Raw genomic sequence first — 21,515 nt, 5'->3', positions numbered from 1 at the left:
TATGCTGCTGTGCGTGCTGCTATTCAGCCTGGCCGCTCGCGCAGATTTACAGCCCGCCAGCAGTGTGATGCTGCCCGCCATGATGCCTGCCCCGCATGCCGAACCCTGGACAGCACCTAACCTGCGCGTTGCCGTGCCTGCACAAAACAGCGCACCATGGGCGATGCGCATCGGCGATCGTATTTGGGGTATTGATGCGGATTATCTCAGCGCCCTGAGCCAGCTCACCGGCACGCACTTTACCCTGCAAACCTACTCAGACCGCACTCAGCAACTTGCCGCGCTGGCGCGTGGCGACGTCGATTTTGTCTTGAGCAGCGCACACTACCCGCTCACCGATGGCCTGCAAACCAGCGACAGCTGGTATAACAGCCCGGTGCGTATTTATCGTAATCGAGATAACCAGCGGGCCGTGATGTTCAACAGTGATAGCGCTCAGCTCACCATTGCTGAGGCCACGCTGGCGCAATTACCTGATGCCTTTGTGCGCAGCCACCGCTGGCACAGCCTGCCGGGCGATTTACAGGCGTTGTATGCCCTGCTCAACCAACAGAGTGATTATCTGGTGGCAGACGAAGCCAGCGCCGGATTTCTGCTCAGCCAACTGCAACAGGGACAGATTTACCAAATCACAGCCGATCCTGGAGCAGGTGAACTCTCTTTACGCGCATTCGCGCGCGATCCGGCGCTGATTCAGTGGCTGAATACGCAACTGCGTTTACTCCCCGCCGAGTTCAGTAACCGGGTTCAGCAGCGCTGGAGCCCTCCCTTGCTGCGTTATCAGGACACGCAGACGCTAATGCTGACTGCCGCCGAGAAACAGTGGCTGGCACAGCAGCAGGAAATTCCTTACGCCGCCGAAGCCGACAATGCGCCCTGGAGTTACCGTGATAACAACGGCAATGCGCACGGCTTTGGCATCGACCTGCTCAACGCATTGAGTCAAAGTACCGGGCTGCGCTTCACGCCACGCTGGGTAAGCAACCCGCAGCAGGCCAATACGCTGCTACAGCAACATCAGGTGATGCTGAATCTCATGCAACCGCTGTATGGCGACGATGCCAGCAGCAACACCTTGCCGGTGTGGCGCGCCATCTGGGGGATTTATACCCTCAATACTCAACAACCGATGGGTTGGCAGTCACTGCAGCATCGGCGTATTGGCGTGTTGCGGGCTGACTTAGCCCAGCGCCTACTGCCAGCGGATATCACCCCACTGCTGTATGACGATCGTGCACAGCTGTGGCAAGCCCTCAACAGCGGGCAGATCGATGCGCTGGTGGATAACGTGCTGTCGGCGCGCTGGCGCATGGCCAGCCACAGCGATAATCGCGTGCATCTGGCCTTTGCCGCCAGCGATATTGCCTGGCCACTGGCACCGCAGGTCAGTAGCGAACAGCCGCAATTGCGAGCGCTGTTGGATCATGCACTGCAGCAGATCCCGCCGGATACGCTGAATCAGATGCGCATCAGTTGGTCGCAGCCGCCGCAACCGGGCACCAGTATGGCGATGCGTAATGTGCCGCTAATGATTTTGATCGTGGCAGGGCTCACCATCCTGCTGCTGTTAATCCTGCTGCTGCGCCGTTACCTGCAACAGCGCCGTGAACGTATCCAGCGCGAACAGGCTGAACGTGCCAATGCCGCTAAAAGCCAGTTTCTGGCCACCGCCAGCCACGAATTGCGCACCCCGATGCAGGCGATTCTCGGTCTGCTGGAACTTGAACAGCAGCAGCATCCCAGCGAACGATTGACACTGATGCACAGCAGCGCCCGCTCACTGATGACGCTGCTGAATGATTTGCAGGATCATGCCCGCATTGAGAATCAGAGTTTCCGTCTGGCCCCGCGCCCGCTCAATCTGGCACTCTGGCTGCAACAACAGCAGCAGTTTTACCATCCATTAATGCGTGAATCGGGCCCAGAGATGATCATCGAAGCCCTGACGCCGCTGCCCACCTGGGTGATGTTGGACAGCGATCGCCTGCAACAGGTGGTGAATAATCTGGTGGCAAATGCGCTGAAGTTCACCCGCCATGGCGAAGTGCGCCTGTCGCTGGCAGTGGATGAACAGATTCATCTTACCGTGGCGGACAGTGGCAGCGGCATTCCGCTTAATGAACAGGCGCAGCTATTTGAACCCTGGTATCAGGCCCCCTCCGGCAAAAGCCATGCGGTACAGGGCAGCGGTTTAGGCTTGTTTATATGCCGGGAGATTGTGCAGCGCATGGGAGGAAGCCTGACGCTGACCTCCGAACTCGACAATGGCACCACGGTGAACGTCCTGCTGCCGCTGGAACGAAGTGATACTGGCCCCGTCGATGACCACGCCATCTGGCCGCGCTATCCGCATCTGCGTGTAGCCGTTGTTGATGACCATCCGACCAATTTGTTGGTTCTACAGCAGCAGCTGGCAAGTTTTGGCGTGACTGCTGAACTGTTTGAGGACGGCCGTAGCCTGCTGCGGGCCGATGCACAACAACCGTTCGATGTTCTGCTGATCGACCAGATGATGCCGCGCCCGGATGGCTTAACCCTGCTGCGCATTCTGCGCCGTCGTCATCAGCGCCGCGGCAGCGCTGCGCTGCGAGTACTCTGCTCCGCCGATGTGCAGTTGCTAAAAATCCAGTTACAGGATAACGAAGCCCTGCTGCTGAAGCCGATAGAACGTGAGCATCTGGCCCCGCTGCTGGCGCGCGCCGTGCAGGATCCCCTGAGCCCGCTAGCCGAGAGCCTGTTGATTCTGGCGCAACACAATGAGGCCTTTATCCCGCGTATCTGCCAGACGCTACAACGCACGCTACAGCAGGATCGTGATGCGCTGCTGGCCGCCAGCGCCAGCGACGACTGGCGAGCACTGGAGCGTGCCGCACACCGCATGAAGGGAAGTTGGCTGATGCTGGGCATGGATGAGATTGCCGGGTACTGCCAGCAGCTGACCGACCAGGCAAAACAGCAACAGCTGGACGCTGATGCACTCAATTTACTGATATCATTAACGAACAGGTTACTTAACCAACTGGAAAGTTATGGCACACACTCATTCTCACAGCGAGCATAACGGCAACCGCACCCGTCTGGCGGCCGCGTTTGGCGTCACCGCCCTGTTTATGGTAGCCGAAGTGATTGGCGGCGTAATCTCAGGCTCGCTGGCGCTGCTGGCCGACGCAGGGCATATGCTGACCGATACCGCCGCACTACTGATGGCGCTGCTCGCCGTGCAATTTTCCCAGCGCAAGCCCAATGCGCGCCACACCTTTGGTTTACTGCGTCTCACCACCTTAGCGGCATTCGTCAATGCCATCGCTTTGTTAGTGATTACCGTGTTGATCGTCTGGGAAGCGCTGCGCCGCTTTTATCAACCGCAGCCGATTGAAGGGGGGTTGATGCTCGGCATTGCGATTGCCGGTTTGCTGGCTAATCTGCTCTCGTTCTGGCTGCTGCATCGTGGCAGTGAAGAGAAGAACCTCAACGTGCGCGCGGCGGCTCTGCATGTGTTGGGCGATCTGCTGGGTTCAGTGGGTGCCATTGTCGCCGCGATCATCATTATGCTGACCGGCTGGACTCCGATTGACCCGATTCTGTCGCTGCTAGTGTCACTGTTGGTGGTACGCAGCGCGTGGTCACTGCTGCGGGAAAGTTTGCATGAACTGCTGGAAGGCGCACCAAGCAACATCAATGCCGATAAACTGGCACGTGAGCTGACGCGCAATATCGCAGAAGTGCGCAATGTGCATCATGTGCACGTTTGGCAGGTTGGAGAAAAGCCGGTGCTGACGCTGCATGTGCAGGTGATCCCACCTTACGATCATGACGGCTTGTTGCGCAGCATCCATAAATATCTGCATCAGCACTATCAGATTGCCCACGCCACCGTGCAGATGGAGTATCAGCCTTGTGTCGGGCCGGACTGCGAACTCTGCGCGGTCAACAGCTCAGCGCAGCACGATCACCATGAACATGCTGCGCTGGATGGCCACGCCCATCACCATCATTGATTAGAGAGTGCGCGCGACCCTTGTTCGCGCGCGCTTTGCATCCACAGCCGCGTGCCATTGAGCGCAATCAGCGTCAGAATCGCGTACTCCAGTGACATCGCATAGACCCCCTGACGGGCAAAGATCATCACGCTGATCACATTGATCACCACCCACAACAGCCAGTTCTCAACGTATTTCCGCGTCATCAAAATCATCGCCACAATCGACAGCACCATCATGCAGGAGTCCCAGAACGGGAACGCATCCGGCTGCAACTGCGGCATCTGTACCTGCATGCCCAGGCTTTGCATGATCCCGACCGCTGTTTTCGTCAGGAACGCAAACACCGGATCGATATACAGCGTCATCAGCGCGATGGCTACCACGCAGGCCACGCCCCACGTCAACGCTTTTGGCAATGACAGCCAGCGGATCTTCAGCGCGGTTTCATGGTTCGCGGTTTGTCGGCTCCACGCATACCAGCCGTAGACATTGGCGACAAAGAAGAACAGTTGCAGCAGCAGGCTGGCATACAGTTGGATCTGGAAAAAAATCACCGCAAACAGGGTGACGTTGATCAGTCCAAACAGGTAGTTAATGATTTTTTCCTGGCTGGCGAGCCAGATGCACAACAGGCCCGCGAGGGTGCCGACGGCTTCAATCCACGACAGATCGTAGCCCCCGACGCCGATGGGAATGTGAACCAAAATATTTTGTGTGCTGAAGAAGTCCATGAAGTGCACCTGTATGAAAGCCGTCTATGGCAGAGTGCCGCTTCCTTGCTGGACGGCCCGATGGCCGCCCCTGCAACAGTCAGTCAGCAACATTCACCTAGGCGTTCCCTTTCACCTTGAGTTTAAGTTGTGCTGCAAAGTCTAGCATGCGGTTAAGCGGGATCAACGCGGCTTCACGCAGCGCCGCATCCACATGGATCTCATGTTCCTGACCACCATGCTCCAGCCCTTCGGCAATGGCTTTCAGGCCGTTCATCGCCATCCACGGGCAGTGCGCGCAGGTCTTGCAGGTGGCGCCCTCACCCGCTGTCGGTGCTTCCAGCAACTCTTTGTCTGGCACCGCCTGCTGCATTTTGTAGAAGATGCCGCGATCGGTCGCGACAATCATTTTTTGGTGCGGCAAGGTTTTAGCCGCCTGGATCAGCTGGCTGGTCGATCCCACCGCATCGGCCAAATCCACAATCGCCTGCGGCGATTCCGGATGCACCAGCACCGCCGCCTCAGGATAGAGCGCCTTCATGCGCTGCAAGGCCTGGGTTTTGAATTCATCATGTACGATGCAGGCACCCTGCCAGCACAGCACGTCAGCGCGAGTCTGTTTGGTGACATAACGCCCAAGATGACGATCCGGTGCCCAGATGATCTTTTCACCGAGGCTATCAAGATGTTCGATCAGCTCAACCGCGATACTGGATGTCACCACCCAGTCTGCCCGCGCTTTGACCGCTGCCGAGGTATTGGCGTACACCACCACGGTGCGATCCGGGTGCGCGTCACAGAAGCGATTGAACTCTTCAATCGGACAGCCAAGATCCAGTGAACATTCCGCCTGCAAAGTCGGCATTAGCACGGTTTTTTCCGGACTCAGGATCTTGGCGGTTTCGCCCATAAAACGCACCCCGGCCACCAGCAAGGTTTTCGCCGGATGCGTACTGCCGAAGCGCGCCATTTCCAGTGAGTCCGAGACGCAGCCGCCAGTCTCTTCCGCCAGCGCCTGAATTTCAGGATCGGTGTAGTAGTGTGCCACCAGCACTGCATCACGCTCTTTTAGCAAGCGTTTGATTTCAGAGAGGTAATGGGACTTTTCATCCTGGCTGAGGCGCGCCGGTTTCGGCGGGAAGGGATAAATGGCGCTTTCAGGATCGAACATCAGGCTCATGACACGGCTCTCGTTTTCTCAATTTAACAAAATTGCCCTTTGAGGCAATGATGCGGCATCAAAACCGCCATCGTGTTTTATATGCTAAACACGATAGCGGAATTGCGCGAGAGTGTCGTCTCTTTTTTATGCGGGTTACAGCAGCAGTGATCCGCCTAACGCTTTTTGCGGGCTCTCCAGCTCCAGCAGAAATGCTTTCACATCTAACCCGCCAGCAAACCCGGTGAGTTTACCGTTGCTGCCAATCACACGGTGACAGGGCGCCATAATCGACAACGGGTTTTTCCCGTTCGCCGCCCCCACCGCTCGCACGGCTTTCGGATTGCCAATCTGCTCCGCAATTTGCAGGTAACTTCGGGTTTCACCAAACGGAATCGTAAGTAGCGCCTGCCACACCTTTTTCTGGAACTCCGTCCCGACCGTGTCGTAAGGCATATCAAACTGCTGGCGCTCACCGGCGAAGTATTCGCGCAGTTGGCGCTCGGCCTCGCACAGTATCGGATGCTGGTCGTTGCGGCTGACAGGCTTGAGCGGCACGCGCTGTGACCCTTCGTTCTCCCAAAGAATCGCTGACAATCCTTGGTCCGTCGCAATCAGCGTCAGTTCTCCCACCGGTGTGGGGATGATTTTGGCATGATACATGTTGCACCTCCGGCGTAAATCAGTGCGCCATTATCGCACTTTTATCGCAATAGACTGGCTGTTTTCGGTCATGGGCTTAAACTGATTAGCTGTCCGAAAGCAGCGAGTTTTGTTTAGCCACTTGCGCGACGATACCCAACATCATTCAAGACGCAGCAAGGCGGCAAACATGAGTAGCCAAGGTATCTGCGCTTTGAAGTATGAAGGGTATATGCGGTTTATTTGCTGGAGACGATGATGTTCGATCCCGAGATTGCTTACCAGGCGCTGACCTCGCGCGATAGCCGCTTTGACGGGCTTTTCTACGTCGGTGTGACGTCAACCGGCATCTATTGCCGCCCCATCTGTCCGGTGAAAGCGCCGATGCAGAAGAATTGCCTGTTTTTCACCAGCGCCGAAGCCGCCGAGAAAGCGCATTTCCGCCCCTGCCTGCGCTGCCGCCCGGAACTGGCCCCCGGTTTTGCGCCGGTCGATAGTCATCACCGCATCGCCGATCGCCTGATCCGCCGTATTGAAGAGGGCTTACTGGAAGAGCAGGAGACGCTCGCCGAGATCGCCAGTGAGTTTGCCCTGAGCGAACGCCAACTTCGACGCGTGGTGCAGCAGGAGCTCGGTGTATCGCCTATTGAGCTACGCCAAACGCGACGCATGCTGCTGGCGAAGCAGCTCCTTACCGAGACTTCACTGCCCGTGACAGAGATCGCCTATGCCAGTGGTTTTCGCAGCCTGCGCCGCTTTAATGATGTATTCCAGGCACGCTACCGCATGACGCCCTCTCGCCTGCGCAAACAAAGCCAGCCCGACAGCATGACGGCGGTGCAAGAGAGCGCTGAGCTGCGTCTCAGCTATCGTCCGCCCTATGACTGGGCCGCGATTATCGATTTCCTGCAGCAGCGCGTGATGAAGGAGGTGGAGTGGGTCAGTGAAGGCGTCTATCACCGCACCGTGTCGCTGGGGCATTGCCGAGGCTGGGTGCGGATCAGCCATCTTCCTGAAAAACAAGCGCTCAAAGTCCAGTTCACAACCACCCTCACCCCGGTTTTGCCCGCATTGCTGCGGCGACTTCGCGACCTGTTTGATCTGGATGCCCAACCACAGCGCATCAGCGAGCAGCTAAGCCAGGATCCGCTGTTAGCCGAAAGTGTGTCTCGCTATCCTGGGTTACGCGTTCCTGGTGCGTTTGACGGCTTTGAATTGGGTGTGCGCGCTATCCTCGGCCAGCAGGTCACGGTAAAAGCTGCCACCACCCTGAGCAGTCGCGTGGCCGAACGTTTCGGTGAACCGCTGACCACGCCATGGCCTGAACTTTCTCGTTTACCGCCTACTGCAGAATCACTCGCTGCTGCCACCATCGATGATATCGCCAGCCTTGGCATCGTCAGCGCGCGCTCACAGGCGATTCAGGCGCTGGCGCAGGCTTGTGCCTCCGGGGAGCTACGCTTTAACGGCGCAGTGAATCCTGACGTGGTACAGCAGCAACTGCTGGCGTTAAAAGGTGTTGGGCCGTGGACAGCGAGTTACATCGCGATGCGTGCCCTACGCTGGCCGGATGCGTTCCCGAAAGAGGACATTGCGATTCGTAATAATCTCGGCGGCGTCAGTGCCAAAGTGGCGGAACAGTTATCACAGGTTTGGCGGCCATGGCGCAGCTATGCGGTACTGCATATCTGGAAGAGTTTGACACCGGGTAAAAAGTAAAGCAGAAAAGCAAAAAGGCGCCTTTAGGGCGCCTTTCTACATAGTGGTGGGTCGTGCAGGATTCGAACCTGCGACCAATTGATTAAAAGTCAACTGCTCTACCAACTGAGCTAACGACCCATCTTCAGGCTGCCGGACGCTTTGTTAAACTGCCCGGGCAACGGCGGCATATATTACTGATTTAGCGGGAGGGCGCAACCCTTATTTCTCACCAAATCACTCAATTGCTTACCTTTCATGCTGCAAGACCAGAAATCATACGAAATCCGGTCATTGCTGCACAAATTACATCCCAGCGAGACGCTTTTGCGCCAGCTTGGCAGATTCGCTGCTTGGGAATTGTTTGATCACTTGTTGATAGACCGCTTTAGCTTTCGCCGTATCGTTCTTCTCTTGCATGATCACGCCAACCTTAAACAACGCTTCTGGGGCCTTCGGCGACTTCGCATAGTTCTTCACCACAGTGGCAAAATAATATGCGGCATCGTCCTTCTTACCCTTGTTGTAATACAACTGACCCAGCCAATAATTGGCGTTCGGTTGATACGTGGAGTCAGGATACTTCTTCACCCACGCCTGCAGGGCAGTAATGGCCTGATCGAACTGCTTCTTCTCCAGAATCAGCGCGACGGCAGCATTGTAATCGGTATTGGCATCGCCGGTTTGTGCAGGGGCAGCGGAACTTCCACTTGCATTGCTACCGCCTGCATCAGCGTTTCCCGCAGCACCTGCTGCTGCTCCCGCCGCTGCGGCATCACCGCCACCGCTCGCCTGTGCACCGTTACTCCCACTGCTCAGACTATCAATCTGCTGATAAAGCTGCTTCTGGCGCTCAATCACCTGATTAAGTTGATAGCTGTTCTGTTGGATTTGGCCGCGCAGCGAATCGATATCGCTTTGGTTGTCACTCATCTGCTGCTGCAATTGCTGCAGAAGCTGAGCCTGGGCATTAGAGATACGTTCAAGATTGGTGACACGGTCTTCGACCGAGCCTGAGCCAACGCTACTGATTGACGCTTGGGCAATAGCGGCCCAAGGAGCCGCTACGCCAACCAGTAACGACAGACTCAACAAATGAAGTCTGAAGTTACTCATCATATGATGCTCTTAGTAAACCAGTACGGCACGACGGTTTTTAGCGTAAGCCGCTTCGTCATGACCCAGTACAGCTGGTTTTTCTTTACCGTAAGAAACGATAGACATCTGGTCAGCAGACACGCCTTTACCCTGCAGATACATCTTAACGGCGTTAGCACGACGCTCGCCCAGGGCGATGTTGTACTCTGGGGTACCGCGCTCATCCGCGTGACCTTCGATGGTCACTTTGTAAGACGGGTTACCACGCAGGAATGCTGCGTGCTGATCCAGCATCTGAGCGTAGTCAGAAGCGACGTCATACTTATCCAGACCGAAGTAAACGATATTGTTCTGCTGCAGCTGCTGCATCTGCAGACGCGCTTGCTCGTCAGAAGACATGTTACCGTTCTGGCCAGCACCGTAAGCGCCGTTGTCTGCGCCCATACCAGTCTGGTCGTTGTTGTTGTTTTTGTGTGAGCTACATGCAGCTACCGCGATTACCGGCAGAGCCAGCATCAAACCCTTCAGCACTTTGTTCAGTTGCATTTCTTTATCCTATTATTTTGTTTGCTATACATGGTTATCCCCCGCTATGCAGGGGACCTATGCATTACAGATACGGCGACCAGGCAGGGAATTTGACCTGTCCATCGGTTGCCGGAAGACGCGCTTTGAAACGCCCATCTGTTGAAACCAACTGCAACACGGAACCCATCCCCTGAGTAGAGCTATAGATTACCATCGTGCCGTTAGGCGCCAGACTTGGCGTCTCATCCAGGAACGTGTCCGTTATTGTTTGAACGGCTCCCGTTACCAGATCCTGTTTGGCGACATGCTGAGCACCACCGGCGCTGCTGATCATCACCATCGTTTTGCCGTCGGAAGACACATCCGCATCCTGGTTCTGAGCACCTTCCCAGGTAATACGTTGTGGCGCACCGCCGTTAATACCAATCTTATAAATCTGAGGCGCACCCGCCTGATCCGAGGTATAAGCCAGTGTCTGGCTATCCGGGAACCAGGTCGGTTCGGTGCTGTTATAACGACCATCAGTCACCTGACGCGTCTGACCTGAAGCCAGATCCATCACATACAAATTCAGGCTACCGGTTTTAGACAGCGCAAAGGCCAGCTTAGAACCATCCGGCGAGAAGGCCGGAGCACCGTTGTGGCGTGGGTAAGAAGCAACCTGACGAATCGCACCGTTGGCCAGCGTCTGCACCACCAGAGCCGATTTACCGCTCTCGAAGGTCACGTATGCCACTTTGCTGCCGTCTGGTGACCAGGCCGGTGACATCAATGGCTCTGGTGAGCGATGCACCACGAACTGGTTATAACCGTCGTAGTCAGACACGCGCAGTTCATACGGGAACTGACCGCCGTTGGTCTGAACTACGTAAGCGATACGCGTACGGAAGGCACCTTTGATACCGGTCAGCTTCTCGAACACTTCATCACTGGCGGTGTGCGCTGCATAGCGCAACCACTGCTTAGTCACTTTATAAGAGTTCTGCGCCAGTACGGTACCTGGCGCACCGCCGGTATCCACCAGCTGGTAAGCAACCTGATAACTGCCATCTGGGTTAGGCGTCACCTGCCCCACAACCACGGCATCAATACCCAACGCGCTCCAGGCAGCAGGTTGCACTTCCTGCGCACTGGTCGGCTGTTGTGGCAGACGTGAACGATCAAGCGGGTTAAATTTACCGCTGTTACGTAAGTCAGCGGAAACAATCCCGCCCACATCTTCTGGTGCCGCGCCTGGGCCCGCCCATTTGAACGGAACCACACCGATTGGGCGTGCGGTATTCACACCCTGCGTAATTTCAATACGTACTTCTGCGTGCAGCATCGCTGCCCACAGCAGTACAAAAAAGCCTAACGTTACACGAAGTGCCTGCTTCATCTTATCTCCCTTACCTGAACCTGAGTTCACGATAATTCGCACAGTTCCTGAAAAAACACGAGTACTCGTAAAATACGGCAAGCTAACCTTAGTTCAACCTGCCGTAGGTTACTGCATTATTCCGGTTTGAAACGCATTGGCGCGTTTTTAAACACTTCATACACCGCTTGCGATGGCGGCTTAGGAATATGAGCCTGCTTCGCAGCAGTAATTGCAGCCTGGCACAACGCAGGGTCGCCGCCCTCTGCTTTAACATCGATCAGCAAACCATCCGGGGCCAGTTTGATACGCAGGTTACACTCTTTACCCTTATAAGTATCAGCATCATAGAAACGACTCTGAATCGCTCCCACAACCTGCCCCATATACGAGTTAATCTCTGCGCCTGACGCACCAGCCTTTTTCTGATTCCCCTGCCCTGCCGCACCGCCAGAAGCTGTGCCACTTTTCGGTGCATTCTTACCAGAAGAAAGGCCACCTAACAGGTCATCAACGTCACTTTCATTCTTGGCCGCTTCCGCAGCGGCTTTCTTCTTAGCATCGGCCGCCGCTTTGGCTTTCGCTGCAGCATCCGCTTTCGCCTTGGCAGCTGCATCGGCTTTGGCTTTTGCCTCTGCTGCAGCTTTCTCTTTCGCTGCTTCAGCGGCTTTTTCCTTCGCCTCTTCTGCTGCTTGCTCTTTGGCTTCTTTCGCTTCCTGAGCCGCTTTCGCCTTCGCGTCTGCCGCAGCCTGCGCTTTGGCCTCAGCAGCCGCTTGCGCTTTTGCTTCCGCCGCTGCCTTCGCCTGCTCTACGGCTTTCTCTTTCGCCGCTTCTGCCGCTGCCGCTTTCGCCTGCTCTTCCGCTTTCTTCTTCGCGTCGGCTGCTGCCTGCTTCGCCTCTTCTACGGCTTTGGCTTTCGCATCAGCTGCTGCTTTGGCCTGGGCATCTGCTTCCGCTTTCGCATCGGCTTTCGCTTTGGCTGCTGCCGCTTCGGCCGCTTTCTGCTGATCCTGAGCCTGCTTTGCCGCCGCCTCAGCGGCTTTCTGCTGTTCAGCTTGCTGCTTCGCCTGCTCTTTGGCTTCCTGCTGGGCCTGCAAACGCTCTTTTTCCATCTCTTTCAGACGCTGCTGCTCGGCAGCCTGCTTCTGCTGTAACTCTTCGGCCTGCTGCTGTGCCTGCTTCTGACGCTGTTGCTCAGCGCGTTGGCTGTCACGTTGCTGATTCTGCTGACGGTTATATTGTTCAACCACGGCCCCGGAATCGACCATCACTGCATCAATATCACTGCCGCCACCGCCGCCGCTGGATTCGATCTTTTCGTTAAACGAGCTCCAAATCAGCAGGGCGATCAGCACGATGTGCAGAATCACCGAAATGATTATCGCGCGTTTTAATTTGTCGTTCTGCTCGGTTACCTTCGACACTCTCGGATCCCAAAAACGGTTCGCTTTAAATCGGCTGTGTCATCAAACCGACAGATTTCACGCCAGCCTGATGTAACAGGTTCAGCGCCTTGATGATTTCGTCGTAAGGCACATCCTTCGCACCACCAATCAGGAACACGGTCTTCGGATTGGCTTCGATGCGACGCTGCGCTTCACTCACCACCTGTTCCGGCGGTAGCTGTGTCATACGATCGTGATCCACCACCAGGCTGTACTGCCCTACGCCAGCCACTTCGACAATGACCGGTGGATTATCATCCGTTGAGACCGTTTTTGAGTCGGTCGCGTCAGGCAAATCCACTTCCACGCTCTGAGTAATAATCGGCGCAGTTGCCATGAAGATGAGCAGCAGTACCAACAGCACGTCCAGCAGTGGAACAATGTTGATTTCCGACTTAAGGTCGCGGCGCCCGCGACCACGGGTTCTGGCCATCGTTAACCTCGACTTACTTCGCGCTATCGGTGGAGAAAGCCTGACGATGCAGGATAGCCGTGAACTCTTCCATAAAGTTGTCGTAGCCCTGCTCCAGCTTATTCACACGCTGGTTCAGACGGTTGTACGCCATAACGGCAGGAATCGCGGCGAACAGACCGATGGCCGTCGCGATCAACGCTTCGGCAATACCCGGCGCAACCATCTGCAAGGTGGCTTGCTTCACTGCACCCAGTGCGATAAAGGCGTGCATGATCCCCCACACCGTACCAAACAGACCAATATACGGGCTGATGGAACCGACAGTGCCAAGGAAAGGAATATGATTTTCCAGCGTTTCCAGTTCGCGATTCAGGGAAATACGCATCGCGCGGCTGGCGCCCTCCACCACCGCTTCCGGTGCATGGTTGTTCGCACGGTGTAAACGGGCAAACTCTTTAAAACCCGAATAGAAAATTTGCTCGGAACCGGCCAGTTCATCACGGCGCCCCTGGCTCTCCTGATACAGGCGAGATAACTCGATACCTGACCAGAACTTATCTTCAAAGGCTTCGGCTTCACGACCCGCCGCATTCAGGATGCGCGTGCGCTGAATAATGATCGCCCAGGAGGCAATAGAAAAGCCGATCAAAATCAACATGATAAGTTTGACCAGAAGGCTCGCCTTCAGGAACAAATCAAGAACATTCATGTCAGTCACTGCTTGAACTCCGCGACAATAGACTTGGGAAGCGCAATCGGCTTCATTAGATGTGGGTTGATGCAGGCAATCAGGACTTCTGCTTCATTCAGCACTTTGCCTTCTGCATTCACGATACGCTGCGAGAACGTCATGGTGGCGCGGGTCATGGCGGTCACTTCACTCTGGATATCCAGAAGATCGTCAAGACGTGCTGCGGCAACAAAGTCTATCGTCATGCGTCGTACCACAAACGCCACCTGTTCTTCCAACAGGGCTTGTTGATTGAAATGGTGCTGGCGCAACATCTCGGTACGTGCTCGTTCATAGAAAGCAAGATAACTGGCGTGGTAAACCACACCACCGGCATCGGTGTCTTCGTAATAGACACGAACCGGCCAGCGAAACAGCGTTGTACTCACTCTACATCCCGGTCTCATTTTAAACGTTGCTACTATACGCAAGTGAGATCGGCTTGGGAATGGTCCGCCAGAGCCAGGAGAAAATAATTATCACACGTTAACAACTGGAAGGATTTTTGGGAGATTTCTTGACCAGGTACTGACAAAAACTCACGTCAGCACCTGAATTTAGACAAAAAACGCAGGGATTGGGGATACGCAGTGCTTAATGATAAAACCAATAAATCCCCAGAACTAACACCAGCATCGCTGGCAGGGGTGAGAACACCGCTCGCCAGCGCGTTTGCAGTGGACGAAAACCGGTGCCATGAATTACGCCGGCGCACACCGCCCAAATCAACAGTAATCCATGCCAGATAGCTAACTCGCTGGTGCGGGCAGCAAAGCGCGAGGGTTGCCAAATGACACACCCCGCCAGCCATAACGCCAGTACCAACGAAAGGGCCCGTAATGGGCCCTTGTCCATCAGACGATAGAGTGTCTGAATCAGCGTGCGCATCAGTGCTGTTTATCCTTCGCACCACTCTCTTCTGCTTGCTCGATAGCCAGCGCCGTGATCACGCCAAACGCACAGGCCAGCAGGGTGCCAAGAATCCAGGCAAAATACCACATGCTCAATCTCCTTAATCAGTACAGGGAGTGCGTATTGCTCTCAATGTGTTCTTTGGTGATACGGCCAAACATCTTGTAATAACACCACGCGGTATAGGCGAGGATAATCGGGACAAAAATGATGGCGGCGAAGGTCATGACTTTAAGCGTCAGTAGGCTTGAGGTGGCATCCCACATGGTCAGGCTGGTACCCGGCACGGTGCTGGAAGGCATGATGAACGGGAACATCGCAATGCCCGCCGTCATGATCACGCAAGCCAGTGTCAGTGAAGAGAAGATAAACGCCCATGCGCCCTTCTCCATCCGCGAACAAAGAACGGTTAACAGTGGCAGCACCACACCTAACACTGGGAACAACCACAGAATCGGCGTCTGCTCAAAGTTCACCAGCCAGGCACCGGCTTCACGCACCACTTCTTTACCCAACGGGTTGGATGCCGCATGGTGATCAATGACGCTTTTCACCACATAGCCATCAATGCCGTATTTCACCCACACGCCCGCTAACACGAAGCACACCATCATCACCAACGCACTGATTTGCGCGGTGCCGCGTGAGCGCAAGTGAAGATCACCGGTGGTACGCATCTGTAGATAAGTTGCACCTTGCGTCAGAATCATCGCGACGCTGATCACGCCCGCCAGGAGACCGAACGGATTCAGTAACTGGAAGAAGTTACCGGTGTAGAACAGACGCAAGTACTCATCTGCATGGAAAGGAACCCCTTGCAGCAAGTTGCCAAATGCCACGCCAATCACCAGCGGCGGCACGAAGCTGCCGATGAAGATGCCCCAGTCCCAAGTGTTGCGCCAGCGCATATCTTCAATCTTCGAGCGGTAGTCAAAACCCACCGGACGGAAGAACAGGGAAGCCAGCACCAGAATCATCGCCACATAGAAGCCGGAAAACGCGGCGGCATACACCATCGGCCATGCAGCAAACAGCGCACCACCGGCGGTGATCAGCCATACCTGGTTGCCGTCCCAATGCGGGGCGATGCTGTTAATCATGATGCGACGTTCGGTATCGGTGCGGCCCAGAATGCGCGTCAGCATGCCAACGCCCATATCAAAGCCATCCGTCACGGCGAAGCCAATCAGCAGCACGCCAATCAGCAGCCACCAGACAAAGCGCAATACTTCGTAATCAAACATGGTCGCTCTCCTTATCCACGCGCTGGCTGAGTAGCCGCTTTCACGGTCTCATGATGGTAGCGGCCGGTCTTCAGGCTGCTTGGACCCAGGCGGGCAAATTTGAACATCAGGTACATTTCCGCCACCAGGAAAATCGTGTAGAGACCGCAGATCAGGATCATCGAGAACAGCAGATCGCCCACAGTCAGTGAAGAGTTCGCCACCGCAGTCGGCAGCACTTCACCAATCGCCCACGGCTGACGGCCGTATTCGGCAACGAACCAACCTGATTCGATGGCAATCCACGGCAGCGGAATACCGTACAGTGCCGCTTTAAGCAGCCAGCGGCTCTTACCAATACGGTTACGAATCACGCTCAGGAATGACAGCGCGATAATGCCCAGCAGCAGTACGCCACACAGCACCATAATGCGGAAGGCAAAGTAGAGCGGCGCAACGCGAGGGATTGAGTCCTGTGTTGCTTTCTGAATCTGCGCTTCGGTGGCGTTTGCCACATCCGGGGTATAACGCTTCAGCAGCAAGCCATAGCCCAGATCCTGTTTACTGGCTTCAAATTCAGTACGAACCGCAGGATCTTTGCTGCCCGCGCGCAGTTCATTCAGCAACGCATACGCTTTCATGCCGTTGCGAATACGCACTTCATGTTGTGACAGCAGATCTTTCAGCCCGGTGACCGGCGTATCCACGGAACGTGTGGCGATCAGGCCCAGTAAATAAGGGATCTGAATCGCGTACTTGTTCTCTTGTGAATCTTGGTCAGGGATACCAAACAGCGTGAACGCAGCCGGTGCCGGTTGCGTTTCCCACTCCGCTTCAATGGCGGCCAGTTTGGTTTTTTGCACGTCACCCATTTCGTAACCAGATTCATCACCCAGCACGATCACAGACAGAATCGCCGCCATACCGAAGCTGGCGGCAATACCGAATGAGCGCTTGGCAAAGGCCACATCACGACCTTTAAGCAGATACCAGGCACTGATGCCCAGCACAAACATCGCACCGGCGGTATAGCCCGCCGCCACGGTGTGAACGAACTTCACTTGCGCAACCGGGTTAAGCACCAGCTCGGAGAAGCTCACCATCTCCATACGCATGGTTTCGAAATTGAACTCAGAGGCAATCGGGTTTTGCATCCAGCCGTTCGCCACCAAAATCCACAGTGCAGACATATTGGAACCGAGCGCCACCAGCCAGGTCACGGCAAGGTGCTGGACTTTACCGAGACGATCCCATCCAAAGAAGAACAAACCAACAAAGGTGGATTCGAGGAAGAACGCCATCAGGCCTTCGATGGCCAGCGGCGCACCAAAGATATCGCCGACGTAGTGTGAATAGTATGACCAGTTGGTCCCGAACTGAAATTCCATGGTCAGACCGGTTGCCACACCCAGCGCAAAGTTGATACCAAACAACTTGCCCCAGAATTTGGTCATATCTTTATAAATTTGTTTCCCCGTCAGGACATATACGGTTTCCATGATCGCCAACAAAAACGCCATACCCAGCGTTAAAGGGACGAACAGGAAATGGTACATCGCCGTCAGGGCAAACTGTAAACGCGACAGCTCGACAATATCTAACATGATGACTCCTTGCTCCTCGCATGAATTTACTCTGCGGCTGACAACGGTAAACAGCGAACATTGACGTGCAGAATAAGATCCAGGAACGACTGATTATTGATTCCAGTTTTATTACTGACAGAACAGAGAAATCTGTAGCCCGAAATGAAAGAGTAACAGGGGTGAAAATTCCCCGAAAAACCGATCGCTTCAGTCTTTGTCGAGCAGGAGAGTGATGAGTGGAGGCGACAGAATTGCGCGAGCAACGCCTGACACAAACTCCTGAAAAATGACGATTAAGACTGAATTGATGCAGCGCAATTTATACCGTTTGCCGTGCGTGAAGCCAGCAGTAAAGTTTGTTATATCTCGCGTTTTATTGATCTGGATTAACACAATAATTTTCCAGATGTGTAGTGTTAGAATCGTTGTTAATTAGTTGTCATAAACGGGTGATGTAATTAAGAAAATAATTACTTTTCCCGCATTTTATTAACCTTCATACGAGATGTAGTGCGTTAATTTCTCTTCATAAATCACGCCTTTTTTCCTTTCTTTACTTAACCAACACCGTAAGCATAGCCGCGGATTTTCAACCCGTTGCCTTTTTTCCCCTGCTTTTTGCGTGTCTAAGCGATCGCTGTCTCTTCAGACAAAAAAAGGCCACCCGAAGGTGGCCTCTTGGCATCACAACGTGATGGCTTATTTGATTGGCAGAACCGCTTTAACCGCGTCACCAATGTCAGCCAGGCTGCGCACGGTTTTCACACCGGCAGCTTCCAGCGCAGCAAACTTCTCATCCGCTGTACCTTTACCACCGGCAATGATGGCGCCTGCGTGACCCATACGTTTGCCTTTCGGTGCAGTCACACCCGCGATGTAGCCAACAACTGGCTTGGTCACGTGCTCTTTGATGAAGGCAGCGGCTTCTTCTTCTGCGCTACCACCGATCTCACCGATCATCACGATCACTTCAGTCTGTGGATCGTCCTGGAACATTTTCAGGATATCGATGAAGTTAGAGCCCGGGATCGGGTCACCCCCGATACCGACGCAGGTTGACTGGCCGTAGCCGATGTCAGTGGTCTGCTTAACCGCTTCATAGGTCAGGGTGCCTGAACGCGACACGATACCTACACGGCCCGGCTGGTGAATGTGACCAGGCATGATACCGATCTTACATTCGCCTGGGGTGATCACGCCTGGGCAGTTCGGGCCGATCATGCGCACACCAGCTTCATCCAGCTTCACTTTCACGGTCAGCATATCCAGTGTCGGGATACCTTCGGTGATGGTGATGATCAGTTTGATGCCTGCGTCGATCGCTTCCAGGATACCGTCTTTGCAGAAAGGTGCTGGAACGTAGATCACGGTCGCGGTCGCGCCAGTGGCTTCTACCGCTTCACGCACGGTGTTAAAGACTGGCAGACCCAGATGCGTGGTGCCGCCTTTGCCTGGCGTCACACCGCCAACCAGCTGCGTACCATAGGCCAAAGCCTGCTCAGAGTGGAAAGTCCCCTGACCGCCGGTGAAACCCTGGCAAATGACTTTGGTGTTTTTGTCGATAAGAATGGACATTATTTACCCTCCGCGGCAGCAACAACACGCTGCGCTGCGTCTGTCAGGCTGGTTGCTGCAATGATGTTCAGACCGCTGTCGGCCAGTTTCTTCGCGCCCAGCTCGGCGTTGTTACCTTCCAGACGTACCACGACTGGCACGTTCACACCCACTTCTGCCACAGCACCGATGATGCCGTCTGCGATCAGGTCGCAACGCACGATGCCGCCGAAGATGTTAACGAATACCGCTTTAACGGCATCGTCAGACAGGATGATTTTGAAGGCTTCGGTCACGCGCTCTTTAGTTGCGCCGCCGCCAACATCCAGGAAGTTAGCTGGCTGACCACCGTGGTGTTTCACGATGTCCATGGTGCCCATCGCCAGACCGGCGCCGTTCACCATACAGCCGATGTTGCCATCCAGCGCAACGTAGTTCAGTTCCCACTGCGTTGCGTGTGCTTCACGTGGATCTTCCTGGCTTGGATCGCGCATTTCACGCAGCTCAGGCTGACGGAACAGGGCGTTACCGTCTGCGCCCAGTTTGCCATCGAGGCAGATCAGGTCGCCCTGCTTGGTGATCACCAGCGGGTTGATCTCAACCATCGCCAGGTCGCGCTCCAGGAACATGGTCGCCAGACCCATGAAGATTTTGGTGAACTGGCTGACTTGCTTACCAGACAGACCCAGTTTGAACGCCAACTCACGGCCTTGATAAGGCTGTGGACCTGCCAGCGGATCCAACGCCATTTTGTGGATCAGGTGCGGGGTTTCTTCCGCCACTTTCTCAATTTCCACGCCGCCTTCAGTTGAAGCCATGAAGATCACGCGACGGGTAGCACGGTCAACAACCGCACCCAGATACAGCTCCTGATCGATGTCAGTCGCGGCTTCAACCAGAATCTGGTTGACTGGCTGACCATCAGCATCAGTTTGGTAGGTCACCAGACGCTTGCCCAACCAATGCTCAGCAAATGCACGGATATCTTCCTTGCTGTTCACCACTTTCACGCCGCCCGCTTTACCGCGGCCACCGGCATGAACCTGACATTTTACTACCCACGGGCCCGCACCAATTTTAGAGGCGGCTTCTTCTGCTTCACGTGGCGTAGCGCAGGCGTAACCAGTAGGAGCTGGCATGCCATAGCGAGCAAACAGCTGCTTCGCCTGGTATTCATGTAAGTTCATGATGTTCTATCCATTCAGATATGAGTTTGGGCGCACTTAAATGCAGTGCGCCCGGCGAAAATTAGACATCCAGCAGCAGACGCGCCGGATCTTCCAGCATCTCTTTGACCGCGACCAGGTAGCCCACGGATTCACGACCATCAATCAGACGGTGGTCATAAGAGAGCGCCAGATACATCATTGGCAGGATCACCACCTGACCATTAACCGCCATTGGGCGCTCTTTGATCGCGTGCATACCCAGGATGGCGCTCTGCGGTGGGTTGATGATCGGCGTTGACATCAGGGAACCGAACACACCACCGTTGGTGATGGTGAAGTTACCGCCCGTCAGCTCTTCAACTGTCAGCTTGCCGTCACGGCCTTTCACTGCCAGTTCTTTAATTTTCTTCTCGATGTCCGCCATGCTCAGCGCGTCAACATCTTTCAGCACTGGGGTCACCAGACCGCGCGGGGTTGAAACCGCGATGCTGACGTCGAAGTAGTTGTGGTAAACCACGTCTTCGCCATCGATAGACGCATTCACTTCTGGGAAGCGTTTCAGTGCTTCAACCACCGCTTTGATGTAGAAGGACATGAAGCCCAGACGCACACCGTGACGTTTCTCAAACGCGTCGCCGTACTGCTTACGCAGATCCATGATCGGCTTCATGTTGATTTCGTTGAAGGTGGTCAGCATCGCGGTGCTGTTTTTCGCTTCCAGCAGACGCTCCGCCACACGCTTACGCAGACGCGTCATTGGTACACGCTTCTCGCTGCGGTTAGCCACAGCAGCCTGCGGTGCAGCAGCAGCGGCAGGAGCCGCTTTCGCGCCATCTGCTTTCTTCGCCACGTGTTTTTCTACGTCTTCGCGGGTCAAACGGCCGCCGACGCCGGTGCCTTTAATCTGGCTCGCGTCGAGGTTGTTTTCCGCAATCAGGCGACGAACCGCTGGGCTCAGCGCATCGTTGCTCTCTTCTTCCAGAGAAGCGGTCTTACGCTGTTCTGGGGTGGCTTCTTTGCTCTCTACCTTCGCAGAGGTCTCTTTACCACCGCTGTTGCCTTCAACCAGGCGACCCAGCAGCTGACGCGAGGTCACGGTCGCGCCTTCATCTTCCAACACAGCTTCCAGTACGCCGTCTGCTGAAGCAGGCACTTCCAGCACAACTTTGTCGGTTTCAATCTCAACCAGTACTTCATCGCGACTCACTGCGTCGCCGGGTTTTTTGTGCCAGGTTGCAACCGTTGCGTCCGCTACGGATTCAGGCAAATCGGGAACCAGAATTTCTACGCTACTCATTTTCTTTCC

At 55.1% G+C, this 21,515-nt stretch carries 20 protein-coding genes and 1 tRNA gene; 3 read left to right on the top strand and 18 right to left on the bottom strand.

Annotated features, from left to right (window positions below; all coding sequences use genetic code 11):
- Position 1: 1 nt before the first annotated feature.
- Positions 2 to 3,061 (top strand): ATP-binding protein, encoded by a 3,060-nt coding sequence (locus QMZ30_RS08610; protein WP_283227027.1) that lies wholly within the window; start codon positions 2 to 4, stop codon positions 3,059 to 3,061.
- Positions 3,030 to 3,998 (top strand): CDF family zinc transporter ZitB, encoded by a 969-nt coding sequence (zitB, locus tag QMZ30_RS08605; RefSeq protein ID WP_283227026.1) that lies wholly within the window; start codon positions 3,030 to 3,032, stop codon positions 3,996 to 3,998. Before QMZ30_RS08610 ends, zitB begins: the two co-directional genes overlap by 32 nt.
- Here zitB and pnuC read toward each other — a convergent pair.
- The 3 genes from pnuC to QMZ30_RS08590 form a co-directional block, all read right to left on the bottom strand.
- Positions 3,992 to 4,714: a nicotinamide riboside transporter PnuC gene (gene pnuC, locus QMZ30_RS08600; RefSeq protein ID WP_283227025.1), complete on the bottom strand. Its 723-nt coding sequence runs from the start codon at positions 4,712 to 4,714 to the stop codon at positions 3,992 to 3,994. The two genes, zitB and pnuC, sit on opposite strands and share 7 nt — an antisense overlap.
- 97 nt (positions 4,715 to 4,811) lie before the next feature.
- Positions 4,812 to 5,873, bottom strand: coding sequence for a quinolinate synthase NadA (gene nadA / locus QMZ30_RS08595; protein WP_283227024.1), 1,062 nt, complete (start codon positions 5,871 to 5,873; stop codon positions 4,812 to 4,814).
- A 135-nt stretch (positions 5,874 to 6,008) separates the two neighbouring features.
- Positions 6,009 to 6,515, bottom strand: a complete 507-nt coding sequence (locus QMZ30_RS08590; protein ID WP_283227023.1) for a methylated-DNA--[protein]-cysteine S-methyltransferase — start codon at positions 6,513 to 6,515, stop codon at positions 6,009 to 6,011.
- Positions 6,516 to 6,752: 237 nt separating this feature from the next.
- Between QMZ30_RS08590 and QMZ30_RS08585 the strand changes: the two genes are divergently transcribed.
- The gene (locus QMZ30_RS08585; RefSeq protein ID WP_283227109.1) at positions 6,753 to 8,213 is read left to right on the top strand and encodes an AlkA N-terminal domain-containing protein; all 1,461 of its coding nucleotides are present in this window, start codon (positions 6,753 to 6,755) and stop codon (positions 8,211 to 8,213) included.
- Between the two features lie 44 nt (positions 8,214 to 8,257).
- On the opposite strand, the gene QMZ30_RS08580 is transcribed toward QMZ30_RS08585, so the two are convergent.
- The 15 genes from QMZ30_RS08580 to odhB all read right to left on the bottom strand — a co-directional run bounded on the left by QMZ30_RS08580 (position 8,258) and on the right by odhB (position 21,506).
- Positions 8,258 to 8,333 (bottom strand) — tRNA-Lys (locus QMZ30_RS08580).
- A gap of 165 nt (positions 8,334 to 8,498) precedes the next feature.
- The gene (cpoB, locus tag QMZ30_RS08575; RefSeq protein WP_283227022.1) at positions 8,499 to 9,311 is read right to left on the bottom strand and encodes a cell division protein CpoB; all 813 of its coding nucleotides are present in this window, start codon (positions 9,309 to 9,311) and stop codon (positions 8,499 to 8,501) included.
- Positions 9,312 to 9,320: 9 nt separating this feature from the next.
- A complete protein-coding gene (gene pal / locus QMZ30_RS08570; protein WP_039330408.1) occupies positions 9,321 to 9,836 on the bottom strand; it encodes a peptidoglycan-associated lipoprotein Pal in 516 nt (171 codons plus the stop codon).
- A 64-nt stretch (positions 9,837 to 9,900) separates the two neighbouring features.
- Positions 9,901 to 11,196: a Tol-Pal system beta propeller repeat protein TolB gene (gene tolB / locus QMZ30_RS08565; RefSeq protein ID WP_039330409.1), complete on the bottom strand. Its 1,296-nt coding sequence runs from the start codon at positions 11,194 to 11,196 to the stop codon at positions 9,901 to 9,903.
- A 116-nt stretch (positions 11,197 to 11,312) separates the two neighbouring features.
- A complete protein-coding gene (gene tolA / locus QMZ30_RS08560) occupies positions 11,313 to 12,599 on the bottom strand; it encodes a cell envelope integrity protein TolA (protein WP_283227021.1) in 1,287 nt (428 codons plus the stop codon).
- A 25-nt stretch (positions 12,600 to 12,624) separates the two neighbouring features.
- Positions 12,625 to 13,053: a colicin uptake protein TolR gene (gene tolR / locus QMZ30_RS08555; RefSeq protein WP_034829164.1), complete on the bottom strand. Its 429-nt coding sequence runs from the start codon at positions 13,051 to 13,053 to the stop codon at positions 12,625 to 12,627.
- Positions 13,054 to 13,066: 13 nt separating this feature from the next.
- Positions 13,067 to 13,753: a Tol-Pal system protein TolQ gene (gene tolQ, locus QMZ30_RS08550; protein ID WP_283227020.1), complete on the bottom strand. Its 687-nt coding sequence runs from the start codon at positions 13,751 to 13,753 to the stop codon at positions 13,067 to 13,069.
- The gene (ybgC, locus tag QMZ30_RS08545; protein WP_202404442.1) at positions 13,750 to 14,172 is read right to left on the bottom strand and encodes a tol-pal system-associated acyl-CoA thioesterase; all 423 of its coding nucleotides are present in this window, start codon (positions 14,170 to 14,172) and stop codon (positions 13,750 to 13,752) included. Before ybgC ends, tolQ begins: the two co-directional genes overlap by 4 nt.
- A 187-nt stretch (positions 14,173 to 14,359) precedes the next feature.
- Positions 14,360 to 14,653 (bottom strand): cyd operon protein YbgE, encoded by a 294-nt coding sequence (gene ybgE, locus QMZ30_RS08540; RefSeq protein ID WP_283227019.1) that lies wholly within the window; start codon positions 14,651 to 14,653, stop codon positions 14,360 to 14,362.
- Positions 14,653 to 14,766: a cytochrome bd-I oxidase subunit CydX gene (cydX, locus tag QMZ30_RS08535; RefSeq protein WP_058962355.1), complete on the bottom strand. Its 114-nt coding sequence runs from the start codon at positions 14,764 to 14,766 to the stop codon at positions 14,653 to 14,655. The genes ybgE and cydX overlap by 1 nt, the downstream gene beginning before the upstream one ends.
- Positions 14,767 to 14,781: 15 nt before the next feature.
- Positions 14,782 to 15,921, bottom strand: a complete 1,140-nt coding sequence (gene cydB, locus QMZ30_RS08530; RefSeq protein WP_283227018.1) for a cytochrome d ubiquinol oxidase subunit II — start codon at positions 15,919 to 15,921, stop codon at positions 14,782 to 14,784.
- 11 nt (positions 15,922 to 15,932) lie between these two features.
- A complete protein-coding gene (gene cydA / locus QMZ30_RS08525; protein ID WP_058972621.1) occupies positions 15,933 to 17,504 on the bottom strand; it encodes a cytochrome ubiquinol oxidase subunit I in 1,572 nt (523 codons plus the stop codon).
- Between the two features lie 681 nt (positions 17,505 to 18,185).
- The gene (gene sucD, locus QMZ30_RS08520) at positions 18,186 to 19,061 is read right to left on the bottom strand and encodes a succinate--CoA ligase subunit alpha (protein WP_034829155.1); all 876 of its coding nucleotides are present in this window, start codon (positions 19,059 to 19,061) and stop codon (positions 18,186 to 18,188) included.
- Positions 19,061 to 20,227 (bottom strand): ADP-forming succinate--CoA ligase subunit beta, encoded by a 1,167-nt coding sequence (sucC, locus tag QMZ30_RS08515; protein ID WP_034829153.1) that lies wholly within the window; start codon positions 20,225 to 20,227, stop codon positions 19,061 to 19,063. Before sucC ends, sucD begins: the two co-directional genes overlap by 1 nt.
- A gap of 61 nt (positions 20,228 to 20,288) precedes the next feature.
- The gene (gene odhB / locus QMZ30_RS08510) at positions 20,289 to 21,506 is read right to left on the bottom strand and encodes a 2-oxoglutarate dehydrogenase complex dihydrolipoyllysine-residue succinyltransferase (protein ID WP_283227017.1); all 1,218 of its coding nucleotides are present in this window, start codon (positions 21,504 to 21,506) and stop codon (positions 20,289 to 20,291) included.
- Positions 21,507 to 21,515 lie beyond the last annotated feature (9 nt).

This window comes from Pantoea sp. EA-12 (assembly GCF_030053355.1).
Lineage (GTDB): Bacteria > Pseudomonadota > Gammaproteobacteria > Enterobacterales > Enterobacteriaceae > Pantoea > Pantoea vagans_C.
The sequence above is the reverse complement of the archived record's forward strand: the minus strand, read 5'-3'. Positions and strand labels throughout refer to the sequence as shown.

Excerpts from the sequence above, each read along its gene's own strand:
- QMZ30_RS08610 (WP_283227027.1), top strand. The coding sequence starts at position 2 with ATGCTGCTGTGCGTGCTGCTATTCAGCCTGGCCGCTCGCGCAGATTTA.
- zitB (WP_283227026.1), top strand. The coding sequence starts at position 3,030 with ATGGCACACACTCATTCTCACAGCGAGCATAACGGCAACCGCACCCGT.
- pnuC (WP_283227025.1), bottom strand. The coding sequence starts at position 4,714 with ATGGACTTCTTCAGCACACAAAATATTTTGGTTCACATTCCCATCGGC.
- nadA (WP_283227024.1), bottom strand. The coding sequence starts at position 5,873 with ATGAGCCTGATGTTCGATCCTGAAAGCGCCATTTATCCCTTCCCGCCG.
- QMZ30_RS08590 (WP_283227023.1), bottom strand. The coding sequence starts at position 6,515 with ATGTATCATGCCAAAATCATCCCCACACCGGTGGGAGAACTGACGCTG.
- QMZ30_RS08585 (WP_283227109.1), top strand. The coding sequence starts at position 6,753 with ATGTTCGATCCCGAGATTGCTTACCAGGCGCTGACCTCGCGCGATAGC.
- cpoB (WP_283227022.1), bottom strand. The coding sequence starts at position 9,311 with ATGATGAGTAACTTCAGACTTCATTTGTTGAGTCTGTCGTTACTGGTT.
- pal (WP_039330408.1), bottom strand. The coding sequence starts at position 9,836 with ATGCAACTGAACAAAGTGCTGAAGGGTTTGATGCTGGCTCTGCCGGTA.
- tolB (WP_039330409.1), bottom strand. The coding sequence starts at position 11,196 with ATGAAGCAGGCACTTCGTGTAACGTTAGGCTTTTTTGTACTGCTGTGG.
- tolR (WP_034829164.1), bottom strand. The coding sequence starts at position 13,053 with ATGGCCAGAACCCGTGGTCGCGGGCGCCGCGACCTTAAGTCGGAAATC.
- ybgC (WP_202404442.1), bottom strand. The coding sequence starts at position 14,172 with ATGAGACCGGGATGTAGAGTGAGTACAACGCTGTTTCGCTGGCCGGTT.
- ybgE (WP_283227019.1), bottom strand. The coding sequence starts at position 14,653 with ATGCGCACGCTGATTCAGACACTCTATCGTCTGATGGACAAGGGCCCA.
- cydX (WP_058962355.1), bottom strand. The coding sequence starts at position 14,766 with ATGTGGTATTTTGCCTGGATTCTTGGCACCCTGCTGGCCTGTGCGTTT.
- cydB (WP_283227018.1), bottom strand. The coding sequence starts at position 15,921 with ATGTTTGATTACGAAGTATTGCGCTTTGTCTGGTGGCTGCTGATTGGC.
- cydA (WP_058972621.1), bottom strand. The coding sequence starts at position 17,504 with ATGTTAGATATTGTCGAGCTGTCGCGTTTACAGTTTGCCCTGACGGCG.
- sucD (WP_034829155.1), bottom strand. The coding sequence starts at position 19,061 with ATGTCCATTCTTATCGACAAAAACACCAAAGTCATTTGCCAGGGTTTC.
- sucC (WP_034829153.1), bottom strand. The coding sequence starts at position 20,227 with ATGAACTTACATGAATACCAGGCGAAGCAGCTGTTTGCTCGCTATGGC.
- odhB (WP_283227017.1), bottom strand. The coding sequence starts at position 21,506 with ATGAGTAGCGTAGAAATTCTGGTTCCCGATTTGCCTGAATCCGTAGCG.